This window comes from Veillonella tobetsuensis (assembly GCF_002959935.1).
GTDB lineage: Bacteria > Bacillota > Negativicutes > Veillonellales > Veillonellaceae > Veillonella > Veillonella tobetsuensis.
Window position 1 is genome coordinate 61,947 of record NZ_PPDF01000001.1, and the last position, 19,131, is coordinate 81,077.

Annotated in this window: 20 protein-coding genes; 15 read left to right on the forward strand and 5 right to left on the reverse strand. The window is 38.5% G+C overall.

Annotated features, from left to right (window positions below):
• Positions 1–326: 326 nt before the first annotated feature.
• The 7 genes from VTHSUH11_RS00320 to VTHSUH11_RS00350 all read left to right on the forward strand — a co-directional run bounded on the left by VTHSUH11_RS00320 (position 327) and on the right by VTHSUH11_RS00350 (position 7,114).
• Positions 327–1,679: a pyruvate carboxylase subunit B gene (locus VTHSUH11_RS00320; protein ID WP_059361584.1), complete on the forward strand. Its 1,353-nt coding sequence runs from the start codon at positions 327–329 to the stop codon at positions 1,677–1,679.
• Between the two features lie 257 nt (positions 1,680–1,936).
• A complete protein-coding gene (locus VTHSUH11_RS00325; RefSeq protein ID WP_105092231.1) occupies positions 1,937–3,280 on the forward strand; it encodes a sensor histidine kinase in 1,344 nt (447 codons plus the stop codon).
• Positions 3,273–3,962, forward strand: coding sequence for a response regulator transcription factor (locus VTHSUH11_RS00330; RefSeq protein WP_059361586.1), 690 nt, complete (start codon positions 3,273–3,275; stop codon positions 3,960–3,962). The genes VTHSUH11_RS00325 and VTHSUH11_RS00330 overlap by 8 nt, the downstream gene beginning before the upstream one ends.
• A 446-nt stretch (positions 3,963–4,408) precedes the next feature.
• Positions 4,409–5,506: a S1C family serine protease gene (locus VTHSUH11_RS00335; RefSeq protein WP_059361587.1), complete on the forward strand. Its 1,098-nt coding sequence runs from the start codon at positions 4,409–4,411 to the stop codon at positions 5,504–5,506.
• A 251-nt stretch (positions 5,507–5,757) separates the two neighbouring features.
• Positions 5,758–6,087 (forward strand): PadR family transcriptional regulator, encoded by a 330-nt coding sequence (locus tag VTHSUH11_RS00340; RefSeq protein WP_059361588.1) that lies wholly within the window; start codon positions 5,758–5,760, stop codon positions 6,085–6,087.
• Positions 6,074–6,649 (forward strand): DUF1700 domain-containing protein, encoded by a 576-nt coding sequence (locus VTHSUH11_RS00345; RefSeq protein ID WP_059361589.1) that lies wholly within the window; start codon positions 6,074–6,076, stop codon positions 6,647–6,649. Before VTHSUH11_RS00340 ends, VTHSUH11_RS00345 begins: the two co-directional genes overlap by 14 nt.
• A gap of 9 nt (positions 6,650–6,658) precedes the next feature.
• Entirely contained in the window at positions 6,659–7,114 is a 456-nt protein-coding gene (locus tag VTHSUH11_RS00350; RefSeq protein WP_105092232.1) for a transcriptional regulator, read from the forward strand.
• 190 nt (positions 7,115–7,304) lie between these two features.
• Here the strand turns inward: VTHSUH11_RS00350 and pyrE are convergent, their stop codons facing one another.
• Together pyrE and pyrF are read right to left on the reverse strand one after the other, a co-directional pair.
• Positions 7,305–7,892, reverse strand: coding sequence for an orotate phosphoribosyltransferase (pyrE, locus tag VTHSUH11_RS00355; RefSeq protein WP_059361590.1), 588 nt, complete (start codon positions 7,890–7,892; stop codon positions 7,305–7,307).
• Entirely contained in the window at positions 7,889–8,608 is a 720-nt protein-coding gene (gene pyrF / locus VTHSUH11_RS00360; RefSeq protein ID WP_105092233.1) for an orotidine-5'-phosphate decarboxylase, read from the reverse strand. Before pyrF ends, pyrE begins: the two co-directional genes overlap by 4 nt.
• A gap of 231 nt (positions 8,609–8,839) precedes the next feature.
• Between pyrF and VTHSUH11_RS00365 the strand changes: the two genes are divergently transcribed.
• The 4 genes from VTHSUH11_RS00365 (at position 8,840) to VTHSUH11_RS00380 (ending at position 11,992) form a co-directional block, all read left to right on the forward strand.
• Positions 8,840–9,469, forward strand: a complete 630-nt coding sequence (locus tag VTHSUH11_RS00365) for a 3'-5' exonuclease (RefSeq protein WP_059361592.1) — start codon at positions 8,840–8,842, stop codon at positions 9,467–9,469.
• Between the two features lie 70 nt (positions 9,470–9,539).
• On the forward strand, positions 9,540–10,202 hold the full coding sequence (gene deoC, locus VTHSUH11_RS00370; protein ID WP_105092234.1) for a deoxyribose-phosphate aldolase: 663 nt from the start codon (positions 9,540–9,542) through the stop codon (positions 10,200–10,202).
• A gap of 90 nt (positions 10,203–10,292) precedes the next feature.
• The gene (locus VTHSUH11_RS00375) at positions 10,293–11,588 is read left to right on the forward strand and encodes a pyrimidine-nucleoside phosphorylase (RefSeq protein WP_244899953.1); all 1,296 of its coding nucleotides are present in this window, start codon (positions 10,293–10,295) and stop codon (positions 11,586–11,588) included.
• Positions 11,589–11,596: 8 nt separating this feature from the next.
• Positions 11,597–11,992 carry a cytidine deaminase gene (locus VTHSUH11_RS00380; RefSeq protein ID WP_105092236.1) on the forward strand — a complete coding sequence of 132 codons (396 nt, stop codon included), beginning with the start codon at positions 11,597–11,599 and terminating at the stop codon, positions 11,990–11,992.
• A gap of 111 nt (positions 11,993–12,103) precedes the next feature.
• Here VTHSUH11_RS00380 and VTHSUH11_RS00385 read toward each other — a convergent pair whose 3' ends face one another.
• A complete protein-coding gene (locus VTHSUH11_RS00385; protein WP_105092237.1) occupies positions 12,104–12,925 on the reverse strand; it encodes a MetQ/NlpA family ABC transporter substrate-binding protein in 822 nt (273 codons plus the stop codon).
• A gap of 238 nt (positions 12,926–13,163) precedes the next feature.
• A complete protein-coding gene (gene menA / locus VTHSUH11_RS00390; RefSeq protein ID WP_105092238.1) occupies positions 13,164–14,060 on the reverse strand; it encodes a 1,4-dihydroxy-2-naphthoate octaprenyltransferase in 897 nt (298 codons plus the stop codon).
• A 188-nt stretch (positions 14,061–14,248) separates the two neighbouring features.
• Between menA and VTHSUH11_RS00395 the strand changes: the two genes are divergently transcribed.
• The 4 genes from VTHSUH11_RS00395 to VTHSUH11_RS00410 all read left to right on the forward strand — a co-directional run bounded on the left by VTHSUH11_RS00395 (position 14,249) and on the right by VTHSUH11_RS00410 (position 17,704).
• Positions 14,249–15,193, forward strand: a complete 945-nt coding sequence (locus VTHSUH11_RS00395; protein WP_105092239.1) for a glutamyl-tRNA amidotransferase — start codon at positions 14,249–14,251, stop codon at positions 15,191–15,193.
• On the forward strand, positions 15,193–16,017 hold the full coding sequence (locus VTHSUH11_RS00400; protein WP_105092240.1) for a hypothetical protein: 825 nt from the start codon (positions 15,193–15,195) through the stop codon (positions 16,015–16,017). The genes VTHSUH11_RS00395 and VTHSUH11_RS00400 overlap by 1 nt, the downstream gene beginning before the upstream one ends.
• A gap of 66 nt (positions 16,018–16,083) precedes the next feature.
• Entirely contained in the window at positions 16,084–16,455 is a 372-nt protein-coding gene (locus VTHSUH11_RS00405; RefSeq protein WP_105092241.1) for a RidA family protein, read from the forward strand.
• Position 16,456: 1 nt separating this feature from the next.
• A complete protein-coding gene (locus VTHSUH11_RS00410) occupies positions 16,457–17,704 on the forward strand; it encodes an L-cysteine desulfidase family protein (RefSeq protein WP_105092242.1) in 1,248 nt (415 codons plus the stop codon).
• Positions 17,705–17,766: 62 nt separating this feature from the next.
• On the opposite strand, the gene VTHSUH11_RS00415 is transcribed toward VTHSUH11_RS00410, so the two are convergent.
• Complete coding sequence (locus VTHSUH11_RS00415; protein WP_105092243.1) at positions 17,767–18,954, reverse strand: MFS transporter; 1,188 nt, start codon at positions 18,952–18,954, stop codon at positions 17,767–17,769.
• Positions 18,955–19,131: the final 177 nt, after the last annotated feature.

The window sequence follows — 19,131 nt, forward strand, 5'->3', positions numbered from 1 at the left end:
GTTTAGTTAGTTTATACATTCTCATTAACATACTATTTTGGTAATGATTGAAAATACAAGATAAAATCTAGTGTATCCGGCGTTTATTGTGATTTTTCATACACTTTTATACCGAAAATGATCGCTTTTTAATGACAAATAAGCATAATATACTTGTTGACAAAGAATTTTAGAAGTAGTCTAATATAAGTATGTTCCAATAATTCATAGTGTATTTTACTTATATGGGTAGGCACTATAGAAATTGTTGATAAATAGGTATGAGATAGTAAGTGAAAAGATGCATAAAGTTGCATCGGGTAACTATTTCGAATTGGAGGATTAACATGGCAAACAAACTAAGAATCTGTGAAACCGTTCTTCGTGACGGTCATCAATCTATTTTGGCAACACGCATGCGTTATGAGCAAATGGAACCAGTACTTGGTCTTTTAGACGAAATTGGTTATGAAGCTCTTGAGTGTTGGGGCGGTGCTACTTATGATAGCTGCCTTCGTTTCTTGAATGAAGATCCATGGGAACGCCTTCGCAAATTGAAATCCAATTTGAAAAACACTCCATTGCAAATGTTGCTTCGTGGTCAAAACTTATTGGGCTACAAACACTACTCTGATGACGTAGTAGAAGCGTTCTGTAATGCAGCTGTTAAAAATGGTATCGACCGTATCCGTATTTTCGACGCATTGAATGACCCACGTAACATGGAAGCTGCTATTAAGTACTCCAAAAAAGCTGGTGCACACGTTCAATCCGCTATGGTATACACTATTTCCCCAGTTCATACAACTGAAAGCTTCTTGAAAGTAGCTGAAACATTGGTAGAAATGGGTACTGATTCCCTTTGTATCAAAGATATGTCCGGTTTGTTAGGACCTGCTGATGCATATGATTTAGTTTCTACTTTCAAAAAACGTTTTGGCGAATTGCCAATCGATTTGCACAGCCATTTCACTTGCGGTCTTGCAAGCACTACATACTGGGAAGCTGCTAAAGCTGGCGTAGATATCATCGATACTGCTATCTCCCCATTTGCTCATGCAACTAGCCAACCAGCTACTGAAACTATGATTGAAATGTTCAAAGGTACTGAATGGGATCTTGGTCTTGATCTTGACAAATTCATTCCATTAGTTGACCATTTCCGTAAAGTAAAACAACAAATCGCTGAAGAATTCAACTTGAAACCAGCTAGCGATGTAATCCCAGCTGTTCGTCGTTACCAAATTCCTGGCGGTATGTTGTCCAATACTCAAAACCAATTGAATGAAATGGGTATGGGCGATCGCTTCTTCGACGTTATGGATGAAATGCCACGCGTTCGTGAAGACTTGGGTTACCCTCCATTGGTAACTCCAACATCCCAAATCGTTGGTACAATGGCTATGATGAACGTTATGATGGGCGACCGTTACAAAATGGTTCCTAACGAAGTTAAAGACCTTGTACGCGGTAAATATGGTGCGTTGCCTGGTAAAATTTCTGACGAAATTCGTCACACTATCATTGGTGATGAAGAACCTATCACTTGCCGTCCAGCAGATCTTATCGAACCTGAATTGGAAGGTTATCGTCAAGATTTAGCTTCCAAAGGCTACAATGGTATCACTGACGAAGACGTATTAACATACGCTATGTTCCCAGAAGTTGCTATTAACTTCTTCGAAGCTAACCGTCGTTAATCTTACATTAACAGCTCTACCTATACAGGTGGAGCTGTTTTTATGTCTATTTATAGAAAATCTACTCTTTATTTATATTTTCTAGAGATAGATATGAAAAAAATATAATTAGTAATTATTATTGGTTACAATTATAAACATATGATGAATAAGTTGTGAATTTTATTACATGAAATTTACGTTTTTGCTTGCTAATCATGCGTAAAATAGCGTACACTATAAGGAGTATCTACTAATTATGATATTGAGGTAATCCTGTGAATTTACAAATTAGAATTTGGATATCCAATGTTGTTCTATTTGTAGTTCCTATACTAATAGCAATTATTCTATTTTTGTTATATTTTTCAGGGCTACGCATTTTAGCAAATGCTGGATACTATTTGCGTATCGAGCAAGAACAACAATTTAAAAGTGTCAGTCGTGTGGCTGAGACAATTACTTTTTATGGCTTAGATAATGGTTTAATTGATTCTCTTGTTAAACCTAGCTATAGCTTGTTTGACCCAAATGAAATCTATGTAGAGGTTCTTGATCAAGGTAAACTTTTATATTCTTATGGAACACAACAAATTTACAATGAATCTGCGATTGTAGGGTTGATCGATGTTAACCCAGAATTACAGGGCATTGTGTATCAATCAAATCATACCTTTGTGTATGAAATGCGTAAGAATGAAGGTCACCATGCTTACTTGTACCATATAGCTATTAAACGCGCTGTTCATGGTAGTGATAGTTTGATGGAATCAGTTTCCTTCTACATTAGCATTGTGGCTTTACTTTTGTTTATTGTTACATTTTTTGCAATTAACCGATTTGTAACTAAGTTTATCATGATTCACGTTCGTAATATGACGGAATCATTGAGAGTCGCTAATTATCAAATCGAGATGGAACAGGAGCAACAAAAGGAATTACTAGCTGGTATTTCCCATGATATCCGAACTCCATTAACTGCTATCAAAGCGTATGCAGAAGGTGTTAGAGATGGTATAGCACCAACTGAAGAGCAACAAAAGCGCTACATGGGTATTATTTTAAAACGCGCCAATGATTTAGATTCTATGTTGGAGGAACTATTCCTTATAACAACGCTAAATTATAAAAAAGAATCTAGACCGTCGGAAGCAATCAATCTAGGTAAATACGTACAGGGCTTTGTTGATGATCATATAGAACATTACAAGTCTAGAGGTCTTGAATTAAGTCAACGTATTACCGTAAAGGATGCAACTATTATGGCAAATCCGCAGTTGCTACAACGGGTTTTGCAAAATATTTTAAATAATAGTGCAAAATATAAGATGGCAGATATAGGACATAGTGTTATTGATGTCACCGAAGATGAAAGTCATGTGTACTGTGTGGTAAGTGATGATGGCCCTGGGGTTCCGCCAGAATCGCTTGACCGACTTATGCGTCCGTTTTATCGAGTTGATTCGTCCCGCACTAATCCACAGGAGGGGAGTGGACTTGGTCTTTCGATTATTAGACGTATTATGGAAATTTTCGAAGGTCGTGTAGTGATAGAAAATATTAGACCACATGGACTTAGGATTATTTTAGAGTTCCCAAAAAAAGGAGAAAATCATGAGTGAACATATTCTAATAATTGAAGACGATATCGATATTGCTAATATTGAACGTGATTATTTGATGGTTGCTGGTTATGATGTAACTGTTATGAACAATGGTACTGATGGTATTGAAGCTGCTTTAAATACACCTGTGGACTTAATTATCTTGGACGTTATGTTGCCGGAAATGGATGGCTTTGAAGTTTGTCGCATTATTCGTGACAAAGTCCGTGTACCTATCGTAATGGTTACTGCACGCCTTGATGATATTGATAAAATCCGTGGCCTTGGTGTAGGTGCAGATGACTATATCGAAAAACCATTCTCTCCATCCGTATTGATTGCTAAAATCAAAGCAATGTTAGCGCAATATAAACGTCTTACAGAAAAAGACGTGGTTGATACGAATGCAATTCAATCTGGTGATATTCGTCTTGATCCAAAAATGATGAAAGTTTGGGTGAACGACAATGAAGTTCATCTTAAAAAGAAAGAGTTCCAACTATTAGAATTCCTTATGCGTAATCGCGATATTGTATTCTCTAAAGAAGAATTATATTCCCGTGTATGGGGCTTGGACTCTTATGGTGATTATGCAACTGTAGCAGTTCATATTAATCGTTTACGTGAAGAAATTGAAGAAAATCCATCTGATAGTAAACACATTATTACTGTTTGGGGCGTAGGTTATAAATTTGTATAAATTAACAGTTTAATTCACTTTGAACTCATGGATTGGTGCGCTGTTGATAAGATATGGGATTAGAGGACTTATATTATAGAGATATAATTGAAGTTTTAAGTATTGTTTATATACTATGGTTTATTTTTTAGACATATCGTGTATACTATAATTGTAAGGATTTTATGAAGATATACGGAAAAGATACACTTAACTTCTCTCTCTTAATAAGTTCTCTCTCAACTTTTCCGTCTTCATAAATAACTCTCTCTCACAGTCCTTACACTCTCAAACTATATGCAAAAGAGGTATTCATTAGTAAATGCTAATGAATACCTCTTTTGTGTTCTCTGCTTTTTACATATATTTTAGGCTTAATAAGAATTGTTATATTGCAAATCTATAATATTAGCAATATAATAAATTAGTATTAATTGTATACAATTGAAAAATGTAGGAGAAAATATATGAATATAAAAAACTATAAGAAACAAATTATAGCATGTGCTATTGCAGCCTGTGTAGGTATCGGCGGTGGTTATTATTTATTTGGTACTCCAGCAGGCCACCAGCAAACTGTAGTGTCAGAGAATACCAAACAAACTAAGCCACTAACAGAATCTCGAAATACTTATGTTGTACAGGCGGCTAAAAAATCAGGCCCTGCCGTAGTTGGTATTACAACACAGGTATTCCAAAAGGATATCTTTAATCGTACTATTTATGCAGGTGAAGGCGTTGGCTCTGGCGTTTTAATCGATAATGAAGGTCATATTGTTACCAATAACCATGTTGTGGCAGGTGCTAAAAATGGGGAAGTTACAGTTTCCTTGTCTGATGGATCTACTGTAACAGGTACCGTTATAGGCACAGATTCACAAACAGATTTGGCCGTTGTAAAAATTACGGCGCCAAAGAACATTCAACCTATTACTATAGGTGATTCGGATTCCTTACAAGTAGGTGAACCTGCCATTGCTATCGGCAATCCATTAGGTTTAGAGTTTAAAGGTTCTGTAACATCTGGCGTGATCAGTGCCTTGGCACGTACCATTGACGATCAAGGACAACGTTTTCCATTGATTCAAACTGATGCCGCTATTAATCCAGGTAACTCTGGTGGTGCATTACTCAATGCGGATGGCGAGCTCATTGGCATCAATAGCTCTAAAATTTCTAAGGAAGGCGTTGAGGGGATGGGCTTTGCTATTCCTATTAATTCTGCTAAGTCTATTATCGACTCTATCATCAAGAATGGTAAGGTAATCCGTCCATATTTAGGAATATGGGCTGTGGATCGTCAAACAGCAGCTCGCAATAATGTAAGCTATGAAGGAGAAGGCCTTCTTATTGTACAATTGGATCCTACCGGTCCTGTGGCTCGAGCTGGTATTGTAGAAGGTGATACGATTGCTCAAATCGATGGTAAGAATGTAAGTACATTAATCGAATTGAAAGAGCAAATTGATGCCAAGAGCCCTGGTGATACAATTTTAGTATCTTATACTCATAATGGTAAAATGAAGAGCGCTCAGGTAAAATTAGGACAAGCCTCTACAAATTAATTAATAGATGTGTATTTACATTAGAAAATTGAATTTAATCTAACATGTTAAAACCCTTTCAATTCATGAAACACTTTATAATAGGTGTGTTTTTAGAGATATTGAAAGGGTTTTATATTGTATAAAACATTTTTTTACAAGGTACCTTGCAATTCGAGGTACCTTGTGTTATTATGTATTTGTCAGTACATGATAGTGACCGTAAGAGAGCTTTCACATTGGCAGGTAGGCACAGCCTAAAGGGAGGAACTATGCAAGTTCAATTAAAAAAAGGTGTTATGGATATGCTTGTGCTAGCACTATTAACACAAAGTGATCGCTATGGATATGAAATCGTAAGCACTATTTCAGAATACATTGAAATTTCAGAAGGAACTATATATCCATTATTTAATAGATTGAAAAAAGAAAAGTATGTTGAAACGTATTTGAAAGAGTCGTCCACAGGGCCATCTCGAAAATATTATCACATCACGGCAAACGGCCGTGTAGCATACAATCAGATGCGCCAAGAATGGGATGAATTTTCTAGTGTCATCAATATCCTGTTGAAAGGAGTCGACTATAATGGACAAAAATAGCTTTTTAGAGGCATTGCGCAATATTTTTAAAAAGGCGCACGTTGCCGATGTAGAGAGTATTATAGAGGTTTATGAGGAACACTTTGCCGTAGGTTATGAAAAAGGCCTTACAGATAGTGAAATCATTAAATCGTTAGGTACTCCAGAGGAAATTTATGCATCCTATGTAGATGCAGGCATTATTACAGATACATTAGGCCAAGATGGTGGTGACAGTAAATCTGTAAATATGCAAGAAATTTATGCTAGATTTGATGACTACAAAGAGCGTTTATTGCCGCAGTTGCCAGGAATGGCTAAAAAAGCATCTAAAACCTTACTATCCATCGGTAGTGGTTTATCATATATTGTGGGGGTTCTTATATTTATTATTACGCCGGCAATCCTGTATTTATTAGGTAGCTCTTGGCAACCATTCGAGAATGTAACGGCATTTCCTGCATTATCATTGGTAACTTTAGTGGCACTTGGTGGTGTAGGTCTCTTTGGGGGCCTTACATGTATCTTTATTGGTATTGAACTTCGTGGTGTACGCGAACGTTATTTCAGCAATGTAGATTAAGGAGGACCTATGAGACGAATTATAATTGCTGCCATTCTAACTGTAATCAGTGCTGTAGGGGTAGGTACATCCTTTGCTGTAAATGATTTACCAAATTTTGGTGAATGGATGAAAACCAATGAACAACAGTTCAGAAAAACACATAGACATGATGGTCCTAATATGCATATGAATCAACATATGATGGATGGAAATAATAAAATGATGCCTCAAGATGGTATGGGGCCAAATAATGGTCAACATATGTACCAAAATTGTCAAAACCAAATGATGCCTCAAGATGGTATGGGACGAAATAATGGTCAGTATATGCATCAAAATGGTCAAATGCCTCCACAAGGCCAATCTGGTCAAATAGGGCAACAAGGTCAACCTGGTCAAATGCCTCAAGGGGGGCAACCAAATGGTAATGTGCCTCAACCATCTGTGGAACAAGGTGCATCACAGACTACTCAAAATCAATAGTATTTTATTGATTCTTTTCTCTCACAACACTTTTAGAGCGCGTGGTCATGAAAGTGCATTCATGGCCACCGTAGAGCCATACACTCTACGTGATACATATGTATCAGAATCTCTCTCTTACACACAATAACTACACACAAGCAAAAAGAGCTCCTCAGTGAAGGAGCTCTTTTTGTATCTGTTTATAATTTTATTTAATGTGTTTAGAACCGCGTTCTGTCATAGCTACGCCATCTTTACAAAGAGGGCATTCCTCTGGCTTGTATGTTGGAACTTCAAGGTTGAGTAATGCTTGTACCTTTTCGTTTGGTACGCCAAATTCGGCTTTGCCGCCAGAACGGTTAACGAGAAGGCCGACGCCTACGATTTCACCACCGGATTGGTTCACTACGTTAACAACTTCTTGTACGGAACCACCAGTAGTTACAATGTCCTCAACGATGAGTACGCGTGTACCTGGTTCAATCTTAAAACCGCGACGCAATGTCATAACGCCTTTTTCACGTTCTGTGAAAATAGCGCGAGTACCCAATTCTTTACCAACTTCGTGAGCCAATAAGATACCACCAGTCATAGGTCCAATAACGAGTTCTACATTTTGATCGCGGAAGCGTTCAGCTAACTCTTTACACAATGTTTCAGTGTACTTTGGATGTTGTAATACATTGAATTTTTCAACGTACATTGGGCTATGCAGACCAGAAGTCAATAAGAAATGACCTTCTAAAATTGCTTGGGTATCGATAAGTAATTGTTTTACTTCTTGTTCTGACATCATTTGGATACACTCTCCATTTCTTCAATAATCAAGCGCACAGCTTCTTGTGGGTTATCCGCTTGTGTAATCGGTCGGCCAATAACGAGGCGAGATGCGCCATCTTGTAACGCACTCGATGGTGTAGCGATGCGTTTTTGGTCATTTGTGGCTGCAAAGGATGGGCGAATACCAGGCGTAACGATAAGGAACTCTGGTCCGCAGGCATCGCGAATCATCCTAGCCTCTAAAGCGGAACATACAACACCGTCCATACCAGATTCTTTTGCTAGTTTAGCAAGGCGAATTACTTGGTCTGCAATTGGTAATTGACCGCCAATAGATGTCCAAGATTCGTCATCAAAGCTCGTTAAAACGGTAATAGCCAATAGTTTTGGACGTTCGATGCCTAGTTTTTCAGCGCTTTCACGAGCAGCCTCAGCGGCAGCTTTCATCATTATAGGGCCACCTTGACCGTGAATGGTAATTAAATTGGCGCCTAAACGAGTAAGGGAAGATACGCCATGGGCCACCGTATTAGGAATATCATGTAATTTCAAATCGAGAAATACATGCTTGCCGTGCTCTTGCAAATAGCGAACCGTTTGGTCCCCTTCGGCGTAGAATAATTCCATCCCCACCTTGTAGAAACTAACGGAATCCCCTAGTGAGGACACGATAGATTTCATCGCATCCATTGTGGATACGTCGAGGGCGACGATTAATCTGTCATCTGCCATGTTATAACCTCCATAGTACTTATATATCTAAATAATTTTCACATAGAATGGGTCGTCCTGTCAATGAAAATCCAATGTGAAAGTATACATAAGAACGGCTTTTGTACATCGATTTTCTTTGCGTTCATGATATAATAAATAAAGAAGTGAAGATGATTCCTAATACGAGTTGATATATGTATATCGGATTTATTTATATAATTTATTGTTAGTAGCTAAGAAAGGATAACCATGTTAGATTTTGTAGCATTGGATTTTGAAACAGCTAATAAATATAAAAATAGTGCCTGTTCCTTAGCGGTTATTACCGTAGAAAATGGACAGATTACAAAAAAAGCATATAGTCTTATTAAACCACCGTTTATGTCCTTTGATCCTGAATGTATTGAGATTCATGGCATTGAACCTAATGAGGTAATACATGAGAAAACATTTGATCAATTATGGCCTACTATTTACGAGAATCATTTGAAGGGGAAAATCATGATTGCTCACAATGCTAAATTCGATATGAATGTATTGCGTGCTACTCTTGATTACTATAAAATTCCTTGGCCAGAACTCGATTATGCATGTACTGTAAAAATCTCTCGTGCCGTATGGCCTGATTTGGTAAATCATAAATTAAATACTATGGCAGCGTACCTAGGTGTAGAATTTAAGCATCATTATGCATTAGATGATGCAGAAACATGTGCTAAGGTCGCTATTGAGGCCGCTCGTTTGAAAGGCGCTAATTCATTGCCAGAGTTGCTTTCAAAAACAGGTGTACCGCTCGAGCCATTTATCGATGAAAAGAATAAGGCAGCACAGGCAGAGCTTCATAAAGCACCAGAACCAGAGCAAATGTCATTTTTCTAAATATGGCTTAGTTCGAAATACAAATTAATGATGAACCGTATAGTGTAATAGATTGTTTTGGGAGGTTATTATGCTAGGTAAAGAATTATTGACATATGTTGATCATACATTGTTAAACCCCATTGCTACATGGGAGGAAATTAAGGTGGTTTGTGAAGATGCACTAGCATATCATACAGCGTCTGTATGTATTCCGCCGGACTTTGTAGCGTCTGCGCATAATGCATATCCAGATTTAACTGTGTGTACCGTTGTAGGTTTTCCTTTGGGATACCAAACTACAGAAGCCAAGGTAGCAGAAACTAAACAAGCTATTGAAGAAGGTGCTTCGGAAATCGACATGGTAATCAACTTAGGTGATGTTAAACAAGGTGATTACCATGCTATAACCGAGGAGATTAAGGCACTTAAAGCCATATGTGGAGAGAAAATATTGAAGGTCATCATAGAGGCTTGTTCCTTAACAAAGGATGAAAAAGTAGAATTGTGCCGCTGTGTGACTGAAGGTGGTGCTGACTTCATTAAGACATCGACTGGATTTGGTAGTGGTGGCGCTACTTTAGAAGATGTGCAATTATTTAAAAAGCATATTGGGCCACATGTACAAATTAAGGCGGCTGGCGGTATTCGTTCCGTTGAGGCTATGAAGGCTTATATCGAGGCTGGATGCACACGTATTGGGGCTAGTGCGGCAGTGGGGCTATTACAAAATCGATTGGATGAACAAGTATAGATTGTTTTGCCATGTACTGTATAGAAAGGGGGCTGTACCGAAGTTAAAATAAGCTATTTCGGTACAGCCCTTTATAGGTGAACTATGAGAATGTATGATGTGATACTCAAAAAACGACAAGGTATTGAGTTAACTGACTCTGAATTACAATGGCTTATACATGGTTATGTAGCGGGTGATATTCCAGACTACCAAATGAGTGCCTTTTTAATGGCTGTCATATTTAAGGGCATGACACCAAAGGAGCTAGGGGCTTTCACTATGGCTATGGCACATTCTGGTGATATGGTTGATTTATCAGCTATTAAGGGAATCAAGGTAGACAAGCATAGCACTGGAGGTGTAGGTGATAAAACAACACTTGTCATCGCATCCTTGGTTGTAGCCTGTGGAGGTGTGGTGGCTAAGATGTCTGGTCGTGGCCTTGGTCATACAGGTGGCACCATTGATAAAATGGAGTCTATACCTGGTCTTAGAACAGAGCTTTCAGAAGAGGAATTTAGAAATCAAGTCAACAATATTGGCGTTGCTGTAATTGGTCAATCCAGTAATATTGCACCAGCCGATAAAAAAATTTATGCACTTCGAGATGTAACGGCTACGGTGGATAGTATTCCTCTTATTGCATCTTCGATTATGAGTAAGAAGCTCGCTTCTGGGGCAGATGCTATTTTATTAGATGTTAAGGTCGGTAGTGGTGCATTTATGAAAACTATCGATGATGCTCGCTTACTCGCGCAGGCAATGGTGGATATCGGTAACGCTAATGGTCGTATTGTGAAGGCTGTTATTACAGATATGGATCGACCATTGGGGCAGGCCATCGGAAATGCCTTGGAAATTGCAGAGGTGATTCAAACCTTGAAGGGACGTGGCCCTCAAGATTTAACACACGAATGCCTTGTGATGGCGACCCATTTATTAGTGATGAGTGAAAAGGGCGATTATGACAACTGCTATTCTATGGTGCAGACGGCATTGCAAAATGGAGCTGGTTTGGCTAAGTTGCGAGAACTCATCGTGGCGCAAGGTGGAAAAGGTCAAGTTGTAGATGATACTTCTCTATTAGGGTCCGCTCGATTTACCTATGATATTAGGGCCTCTAAGGCAGGCTATATCGCTCATATGAATACGGAGGATTGTGGTATTGCATCTGTTATGCTTGGTGCTGGTCGTATTGTGAAAGATGGTCCTATTGATATGACAGCAGGGATTGTGATGCATAAGAAAACTGGTGATGCTGTTGTAGCAGGTGATGTGCTTGCCACCTTGTATGCTAATGATGAAAGTCTGTTTGAGGAGGCCGAAAAGGCTTACGTACAAGCCCTTACAATAGGTACAGAAGCATCTACTATTGGTGAGACTATACTTGGTTTTGTAGAATAGGAGGCCTTATGATAGAACAAGAGTTACAGAAATTAATTCAAGCTGCCATAGAGATGCGTAAACAGTCCTATAGTCCGTATTCTAATTTTGCCGTAGGGGCCGCTGTTTTAAGCAATGATGGATACATCTATGGAGGCTGTAATATTGAAAATGCATCCTATGGGCTCACAAATTGTGCTGAACGAACTGCTATATTTAATGCTGTGTCCGATGGGAAACGAAACATATCTGCCATTGCAGTTGTGGCGGATACGGACAGGCCTTGCTCGCCTTGTGGCGCATGTCGTCAAGTCATTGGAGAGTTCAAGATACCTTGTATTATTATGGCAAATTTAAAAGGAGAGTATAAGACGGTTACTCTAGAAGAATTACTGCCCTTTAGTTTCTCAAACACAGATTTATAAGAATGACTGGAGTTTCTTTTACCTTAGTAGAATGGTATAGAATTAAGTTTTATAAGCAAAAGAAAAAGGCTGGAGCACGTTGTAGTGGCTCCAGCCTTTTGATATGTAATCTTAGAAAGCAGGTATGATAGCACCTTGGTATTTATCTTGAATGAATTTTTTGATTTCAGGGCTATGAAGAGCAGCCATTAATTTTTGGATGCGAGGGTCATTTTCATTGCCTTTAAGAACAGTTACGATATTTACATAAGGGGAATCGTTAGCTTCGATGAATAATGCATCTTTAGCAGGGTTAAGATTTGCATTCAATGCAAAGTTAGTATTAACAGCTGCTAAAGCAACATCGTCAAGAGAGCGAGGTACTTGTGCTGCTTCCAATTCTACAAATTCGTAACCATTAGGGTTAGTAGCAATATCTTGTACAGTGGATAAGATATTATTGGAGTCTTTCAATGTGATAAGACCAGCTTTTTGCAATAACAACAATGCACGACCGCCATTTGTAGGGTCATTAGGAATAGCGATTTTAGCGCCTTTAGGAAGATCTTTTAAATCTTTGATTTGACGGGAATATAAGCCCATTGGTTCAAGATGAACACCACCCACAGATACTAGAGGAAGGTTATGTGCTTTCGCAAATTCGTCCATGTATGGCACATGTTGGAAGAAGTTAGCGTCGATTTCTTTATCACCCAATGCTAGATTTGGTGTATTGTAATCAGTGAATTCTGTGATTTTTAATTCAACACCTTCTTTTGCTAAGATTGGTTTTACTTGTTCTAAGATTTCCGCATGTGGTACTGCAGTAGCACCAATTTTTAATACTTGTTTGTCACCGCTGCTAGCCGCTTTATTATTATCGCTGCCGCAACCTGCGATTAATAGCGCACCGCCGAGAACGACTGTAGCCGCTAATGCTAAAAATTTGTTCATACAAACACTCTCCTTTTCGAGAAAATTAAATGTAATTTAATAAACTTATAGTACTAAAATATTTCCTATTCTGCAACTATGTATTATTGGCGGTTATCCATAACTAAAAGTTATAGGGCTCATTATAGGTAAAAGTAAAAAATAAGCTGCCCTAAATAACTCCACCGGCTGGGTCTGACTTCGGCCTACGGCCTTCGCAGGGCCAAAGTCGTTATTTAGGGTAGCTTATCTTTTTTTATTATTTACTAATAATGAGCCCTATACTTAATAGTAATTGGTATAACATCGCTGTGGCAGCAGTAGTGCCCATCGCTTTATCTAATTCAAATTCATCGACATACATATAGAATGTTTTTATTGTTTTGAACGCTGGGATAATAGCAATAAGGGCTAAGAGGGCAAGTATTGGTAATGCTTTCAAATAGATCCATGCACCAATCCAGATAAAATTAAAAATATAGGTAATGCTCATGAGGCTGATGGCGCGGTCTCGGCCTAGTACGATAGGTAGTGTACGGCGACCGTGGTTTTCATCATTACGAATATCACGGATATTATTGGTAAGCATGATGGACCCTACCAAAAGGGTGGCTGGAATCGCTGGAATTAAGAGTGACCAGCTAAGTTCACGAGTCCATGCATAGCCCGTGATGAGAACAATGGCAAGCCCCATGGCAATACCAGAGGAGATTTCACCAAATGGTGTGCGAGAAATTGGCTTTGGGCCACCAGAGTAGAGAAAGCTAATTAAGATGCAAACAAAGCCAGCTGGAATATAGTACCAAGTAATTGTAGATGCTAAATAGAGACCAATGATGATTGGCACGACCATCAATACTTTTATCATAGTAATGATGAGTTCAGGCGTGATAGCACCACGCGTGATAGAGCCCGCATTGCCAACCTTTTGGCCTGCATCGAGACCTGATTTAAAATCCTTATACTCATTCCATAAGTTGGCTACAATTTGAGCGGATACGACGGCTAGAAATATTAGGATGGTGTGAAAGATGGCAAGACCTGTACCATGAACAGCACCAAAGGCATAGTAACTAAATGCAGCACCTAAAATAGTAGGTCCCAGTGCAGCTGCTAATGTGCGCGGTCTAGTAAGAGGAATAATTTCTTGTATCATAATGGTTTGGCGAAATGACAACTCCTTTCTACAATTAATGAGTTTCTTATCTCTAAGTATTGTATAGTACATTAGGTAAAATGTAAATTTGAGAAACCTATCATGTTAGTACAATTATATAGTATAATACTATATATATTCAAAATTACTAATTTAGAGTTAATGTAATAGATTCACGAGGTGAGATTATGAAGTTGTGGCGTAAAAAAATAATGACACTAGCTTGTGCAACGTGCCTAACAGTTGGCATGGGGGCAGTAGCCTGTGCAGATACGATTGACCTAGGTTATGGACAATATGCAACTACAAATAATGGTGTTAGTGCTACTGCTATAGACGTAGTTTCTACAAATCCTAATTTTAGAACTAAAGAACAAAATAAAGCTGTAAATGAGGCTAATGCGGAAGTTAGAAAAAAACTTAGCGAGCGCATGCAAGAGATATATCAAGTAGCGATTCCTCCATTTAATGGGAATACTGTAGATGGATATAGTGTCTATCAACTATCTGGAGATAGTGCTTTGGGCCACCATACAGCTTGGTTGATATCATATAATCTGAATAAAGATTTTATTGATTATTCTAGTGATGTATCGACTCAAATTGTTAATTCTGTAATGGCCGAAAAACAAGTAGGAATAATTACAAATAATAAGCCATACTCCAAATCAAATGCAGAAGAGTTTATTACTCAGTTGTCATTAGTCAATTTAGATCGTAATTCATTAACACCTGTTATGATCGAATATAATACGGCAATGCAACGCAATATGAACAAGCAGTTGAATCAAGCTGTTATAGATAATGCAACTTTATCTCCTAAAGAACAGCAACTTACAAATGAAGCGATTGATGTTTTAAAGAAAATTATCCCTAATTTCTCGGTAGGTGCTACAGAATTATCCTTTAGCCCTTACACCTCTAAATTTGGTACTCTTGAGAGAGTGAGCTTACGTGGTAGCATTAATTATGATGGATTCATGTTGCCAGGTGCGTTGAATCTGTATATATTACCACAAAATGAAGGTATTTCTATACAAGTATTGGCGACAGAAGATACGAGCAGAGATTACTGGTTAGGACAACTAGAATCTATGTATAGTTTAAAAACCCTAAAGGGAGGACATAAATAATGAAACCATTAAAAACGCTTGTGTTAGCAGCCTGTTTAGTTGGTGCTGTTACTAGCTTGGCTGGTGCAAAGAATGTAAAAACGTTGGCTGGCACAATGACTGTTCCAAATACAGTGACTGTCACATCTGCAGCTAACACAAATACAGTAGGTATTATAAAAGATATCCTTATCAAAGATAATGCAAAGCCTAATATCAATAAACTTACACGGCAAAGTAATGATGAGGCGTTGGCTGTTTTAGACCAAATGGGTATTTCCTACGATGTATATCAAATCCAAGGTGAAGATAAAACAGGACAAAAGGATGCGTTGTTAGCCGCTGTAGATTTAAAAACAGCAGCTAATGCATTGTTTGAAAATCCTAAAGGTAATGCTCCTATTCTTCCTGTATTAGCAATACTTAATACGGGTAAGATGGATCCTATTACAGAACAACTTATGTTGACTACTGTTAATAATGCACTGCCAAAAGAAACTAAAACGTTCACATTGGCAGATAAGAATATACCTGGTTCTGTATATGTAAAAGCCGGTAATGATTACAGTGCTGCTGTTGGTGTAGTGGGAGAGCGTAAAGCGCCGACAACTGTTACTGTGGAAAATACAGAAATGATGGAAAAAATGAATAATACAAAGTATCCAACATACACTGTTGGTACTCGTGTATTGCTTGATACAGAAGGTCTTAAATTCCCTTACTATGCAAAAGCAGCTCTTGTAATGACCCCAGAAAAACCAACACTGTTTTTGGCATTAACAAGTGATGTACAACGTCAATATTTTATGCCAATCTTTACAGAAGCTTTCAAATCCATTAAATAATTAATTGAAATACATCGTGTTGTGATGTTTGATTTAACTATATATTTGTAACAAAGGAGAGTTATTATGAAGACGATTCACACAGACAAAGCACCTGCAGCAGTAGGTCCTTATTCTCAAGCTAAGATAGCGGGCGGTTTTTTATTTGCGTCTGGACAAGTGCCAATTAATCCTGAAACAGCTACAGTTATTGAAGGTGGTATTGAGGCGCAAACAGAACAAGTATGCAAAAATATCGAGGCTGTATTGACTGAAGCGGGGACAGATTTTTCTAAAGTTGTTAAAACAACATGTTTCTTAGCAGACATCAATGATTTTAAAGCATTTAACGAAGTATATGCTAACTATTTTACTTCTAAACCAGCACGTTCTTGCGTAGCTGTAAAAGATCTTCCATTAGGCGTATCCGTAGAAGTGGAAATCATTGCGGAAGTGTAATATGGATTATATTTCTTTATTACAGTCAGAGATGCGTCCTGCCTTTGGTTGTACTGAGCCCATTGCTTTGGCGTATGCGGCTGCGAAGGCAGTCTCTGTTTTAGATGAGTTTCCCAATCATATTCATGCGCGATGCAGTGCGAATATTATTAAAAATGTAAAATCTGTAGTCATTCCTAACTCTGGTGGTCGTAAAGGCCTCATAGCTGCAACGACTCTTGGTGCCATCGTAGGTCATCCGGAACGTGAGTTAGAGGTATTGGAATCTGCTACAGATGAAGATCGCAAATGGCTTGGTACATTGCTTGATGCTAATTTCTGTACCGTTTCATTAGCGGAAGGCGTAGATAATCTTTATATTGAAATTACGGCTGAAACAGATGCACATACGGCCGTTGTTCGTATTGAAAATGACCATACGAATATAACTTATGTATCTGTGGATGATGAGATTATCTTTGAATCTGTCAATGAGATCAAAAAAGCAGCTAAAACTGAATGTGCCATGACCTTTGATAGCATTTACGAATTTGCTAAGAACGCTGATATTTCTGGCATTTTGCCTCAAATTAAACAACAAGTCGAGTATAATACTGCGATTTCGAAGGAAGGTTTATCTAACGATTATGGCTCTAATATTGGTCAATTGCTATTGTTGGATGATGAGAATCCTTCCCTTGAAATGAAATGTAAGGCTCGTGCAGCGGCTGGATCTGATGCTCGTATGAGTGGATGCCCATTGCCTGTAGTCATTTGCTCAGGTTCTGGTAACCAAGGCTTAACCGTGTCTGTGCCTATCATTACATCTGCTGAGGAACTTGGTAAAAGTAATGATGAACTGTATCGAGCGCTAGTCTTTGCAAACTTGTTAACCCTTTATGTTAAATCTGGCATTGGTAAACTATCCGCCTATTGCGGCGTTGTATCTGCTGGCGTTGTAAGCGTAGCAGGTATTGCCTTCTTGAAAGGCGATAGCAAAGAAATTATCGAGAATACCCTTGTAAATGGACTTGCAAGTCTATCTGGCATTGTATGTGATGGAGCAAAGCCGTCTTGTGCAGGTAAAATCGCAATCTCTTTAGATGGTGCCTTTATGGGCTATAAACAAGCCCGACTAAACAAGAACTACCAAAAAGGCGATGGCCTTGTAGCATACTCCGTTGATGATACCATCCGCAGTATTGGTACCGTGGCTCAAGGCATGAAAGAAACGGATATCGTTATTTTGAATGAGATGTTAAAACATTAAGTCTTACACTTAAATATGTGATTGCATAGAAAAAGAACCCTCGTTGAAAGGGTTCTTTTTGTTTACTGTAATTTTTTAGGATCTTTAAGTAGCAATGATGCCCCTAGGCCCATTACGAGGAATGGTACTAGCGTCATCATTGCAGTTGGGAGTGAGTAGGTGTCGGCTAGGTTACCCACCACTGGTGCGATGATACCGCCAATAGTTTGGCTCACGCCGAGGGTGATGCCGGAGGCAAAGCCGATGCTTTTTGCTAGGTAAGTTTGTCCTAATACGATGACAGGGCTGTAGCTAATAGCTTTGGCTGCGCCAATCATAAGTAAAAGTAGATAGCCTACAGGTAACATGATTGCTGGAGTGAAGGTTGGTACTTCGGTTAATAAGAACATCGCTGGTAACCAAATTAATAGAGATAATCTAATGATTTTGATAGGACCATATTTATCGCCCAATAGACCACCGATATAGGTCATGAAGATCCCGATACTAAAGAAGACGGTTAATGCGAAACTGCCTTGCTCAGGACTAGTACCGAGTTCGCGAGTCCAGAAAATAGGAATGAAAGCATTGATAACGCGGAAGTTAACCGATTGACTGAGGATGATAATAAACAATATACCAAAGTATTTCCAATAGTTTTTTAGTGGTTTAGCAGCTATTGTAGGATTTTCAGTAGCTACAGCTTGGTCGATTGTACGTGCATGAGCTACGATGCGCGGCATAAGCACGAATAAAACTGTTGAAATAAGTATGCCTGCTACTGTGAAAGCCGCCAACCCATGTGGACCGACCGTATAGGCAATGGCACCTGCAAATAGAGGCCCAATGGCAAAGCCTGAACTACCACCGATGGCAAAGGTTCCCATAGCTTTCCCTTTTTTGCCGCCGCCAAGGCGATTCATAATTTTCGCACCTTCTGGATGGAAAATAGAAGAACCTACACCGGCGAGTGTAGCACAAATTAAGAGGCTTTCATAAGAGGTAACAAAACCCATCATACCCGTACTACAGGCGGATAATAAGACCCCCATTGCAATGAGGCGTGGTTGATTGATTTTGTCTGAAATATAACCGAGTAAAGGTTGTAGTAATGACGATAAGGCCGTATTGGCTAAGATAAGAAAACCTGCTTGCTCTAAGGATAGCCCATAGGTATAGATGAACAATGGCAATAGTGCAGGCAATACACTTTGGCATGAGTCATTGATCATGTGGCTCAGCGTGATGAGATAGGGATAATATTTTTGCATAGTAGTATCCTCTTTGATTGATGATGTAGTGTACAATATATTTCTATTATATACTATATTTGTATTAAAATATAAAATTGCATGACAGATATTGGAAATATAAAAATCTTTACAGAGTCGTTGACTAGATGTAATATTATGAATAATTAAAGCATAAAACTTATTTAGAAAAACAAG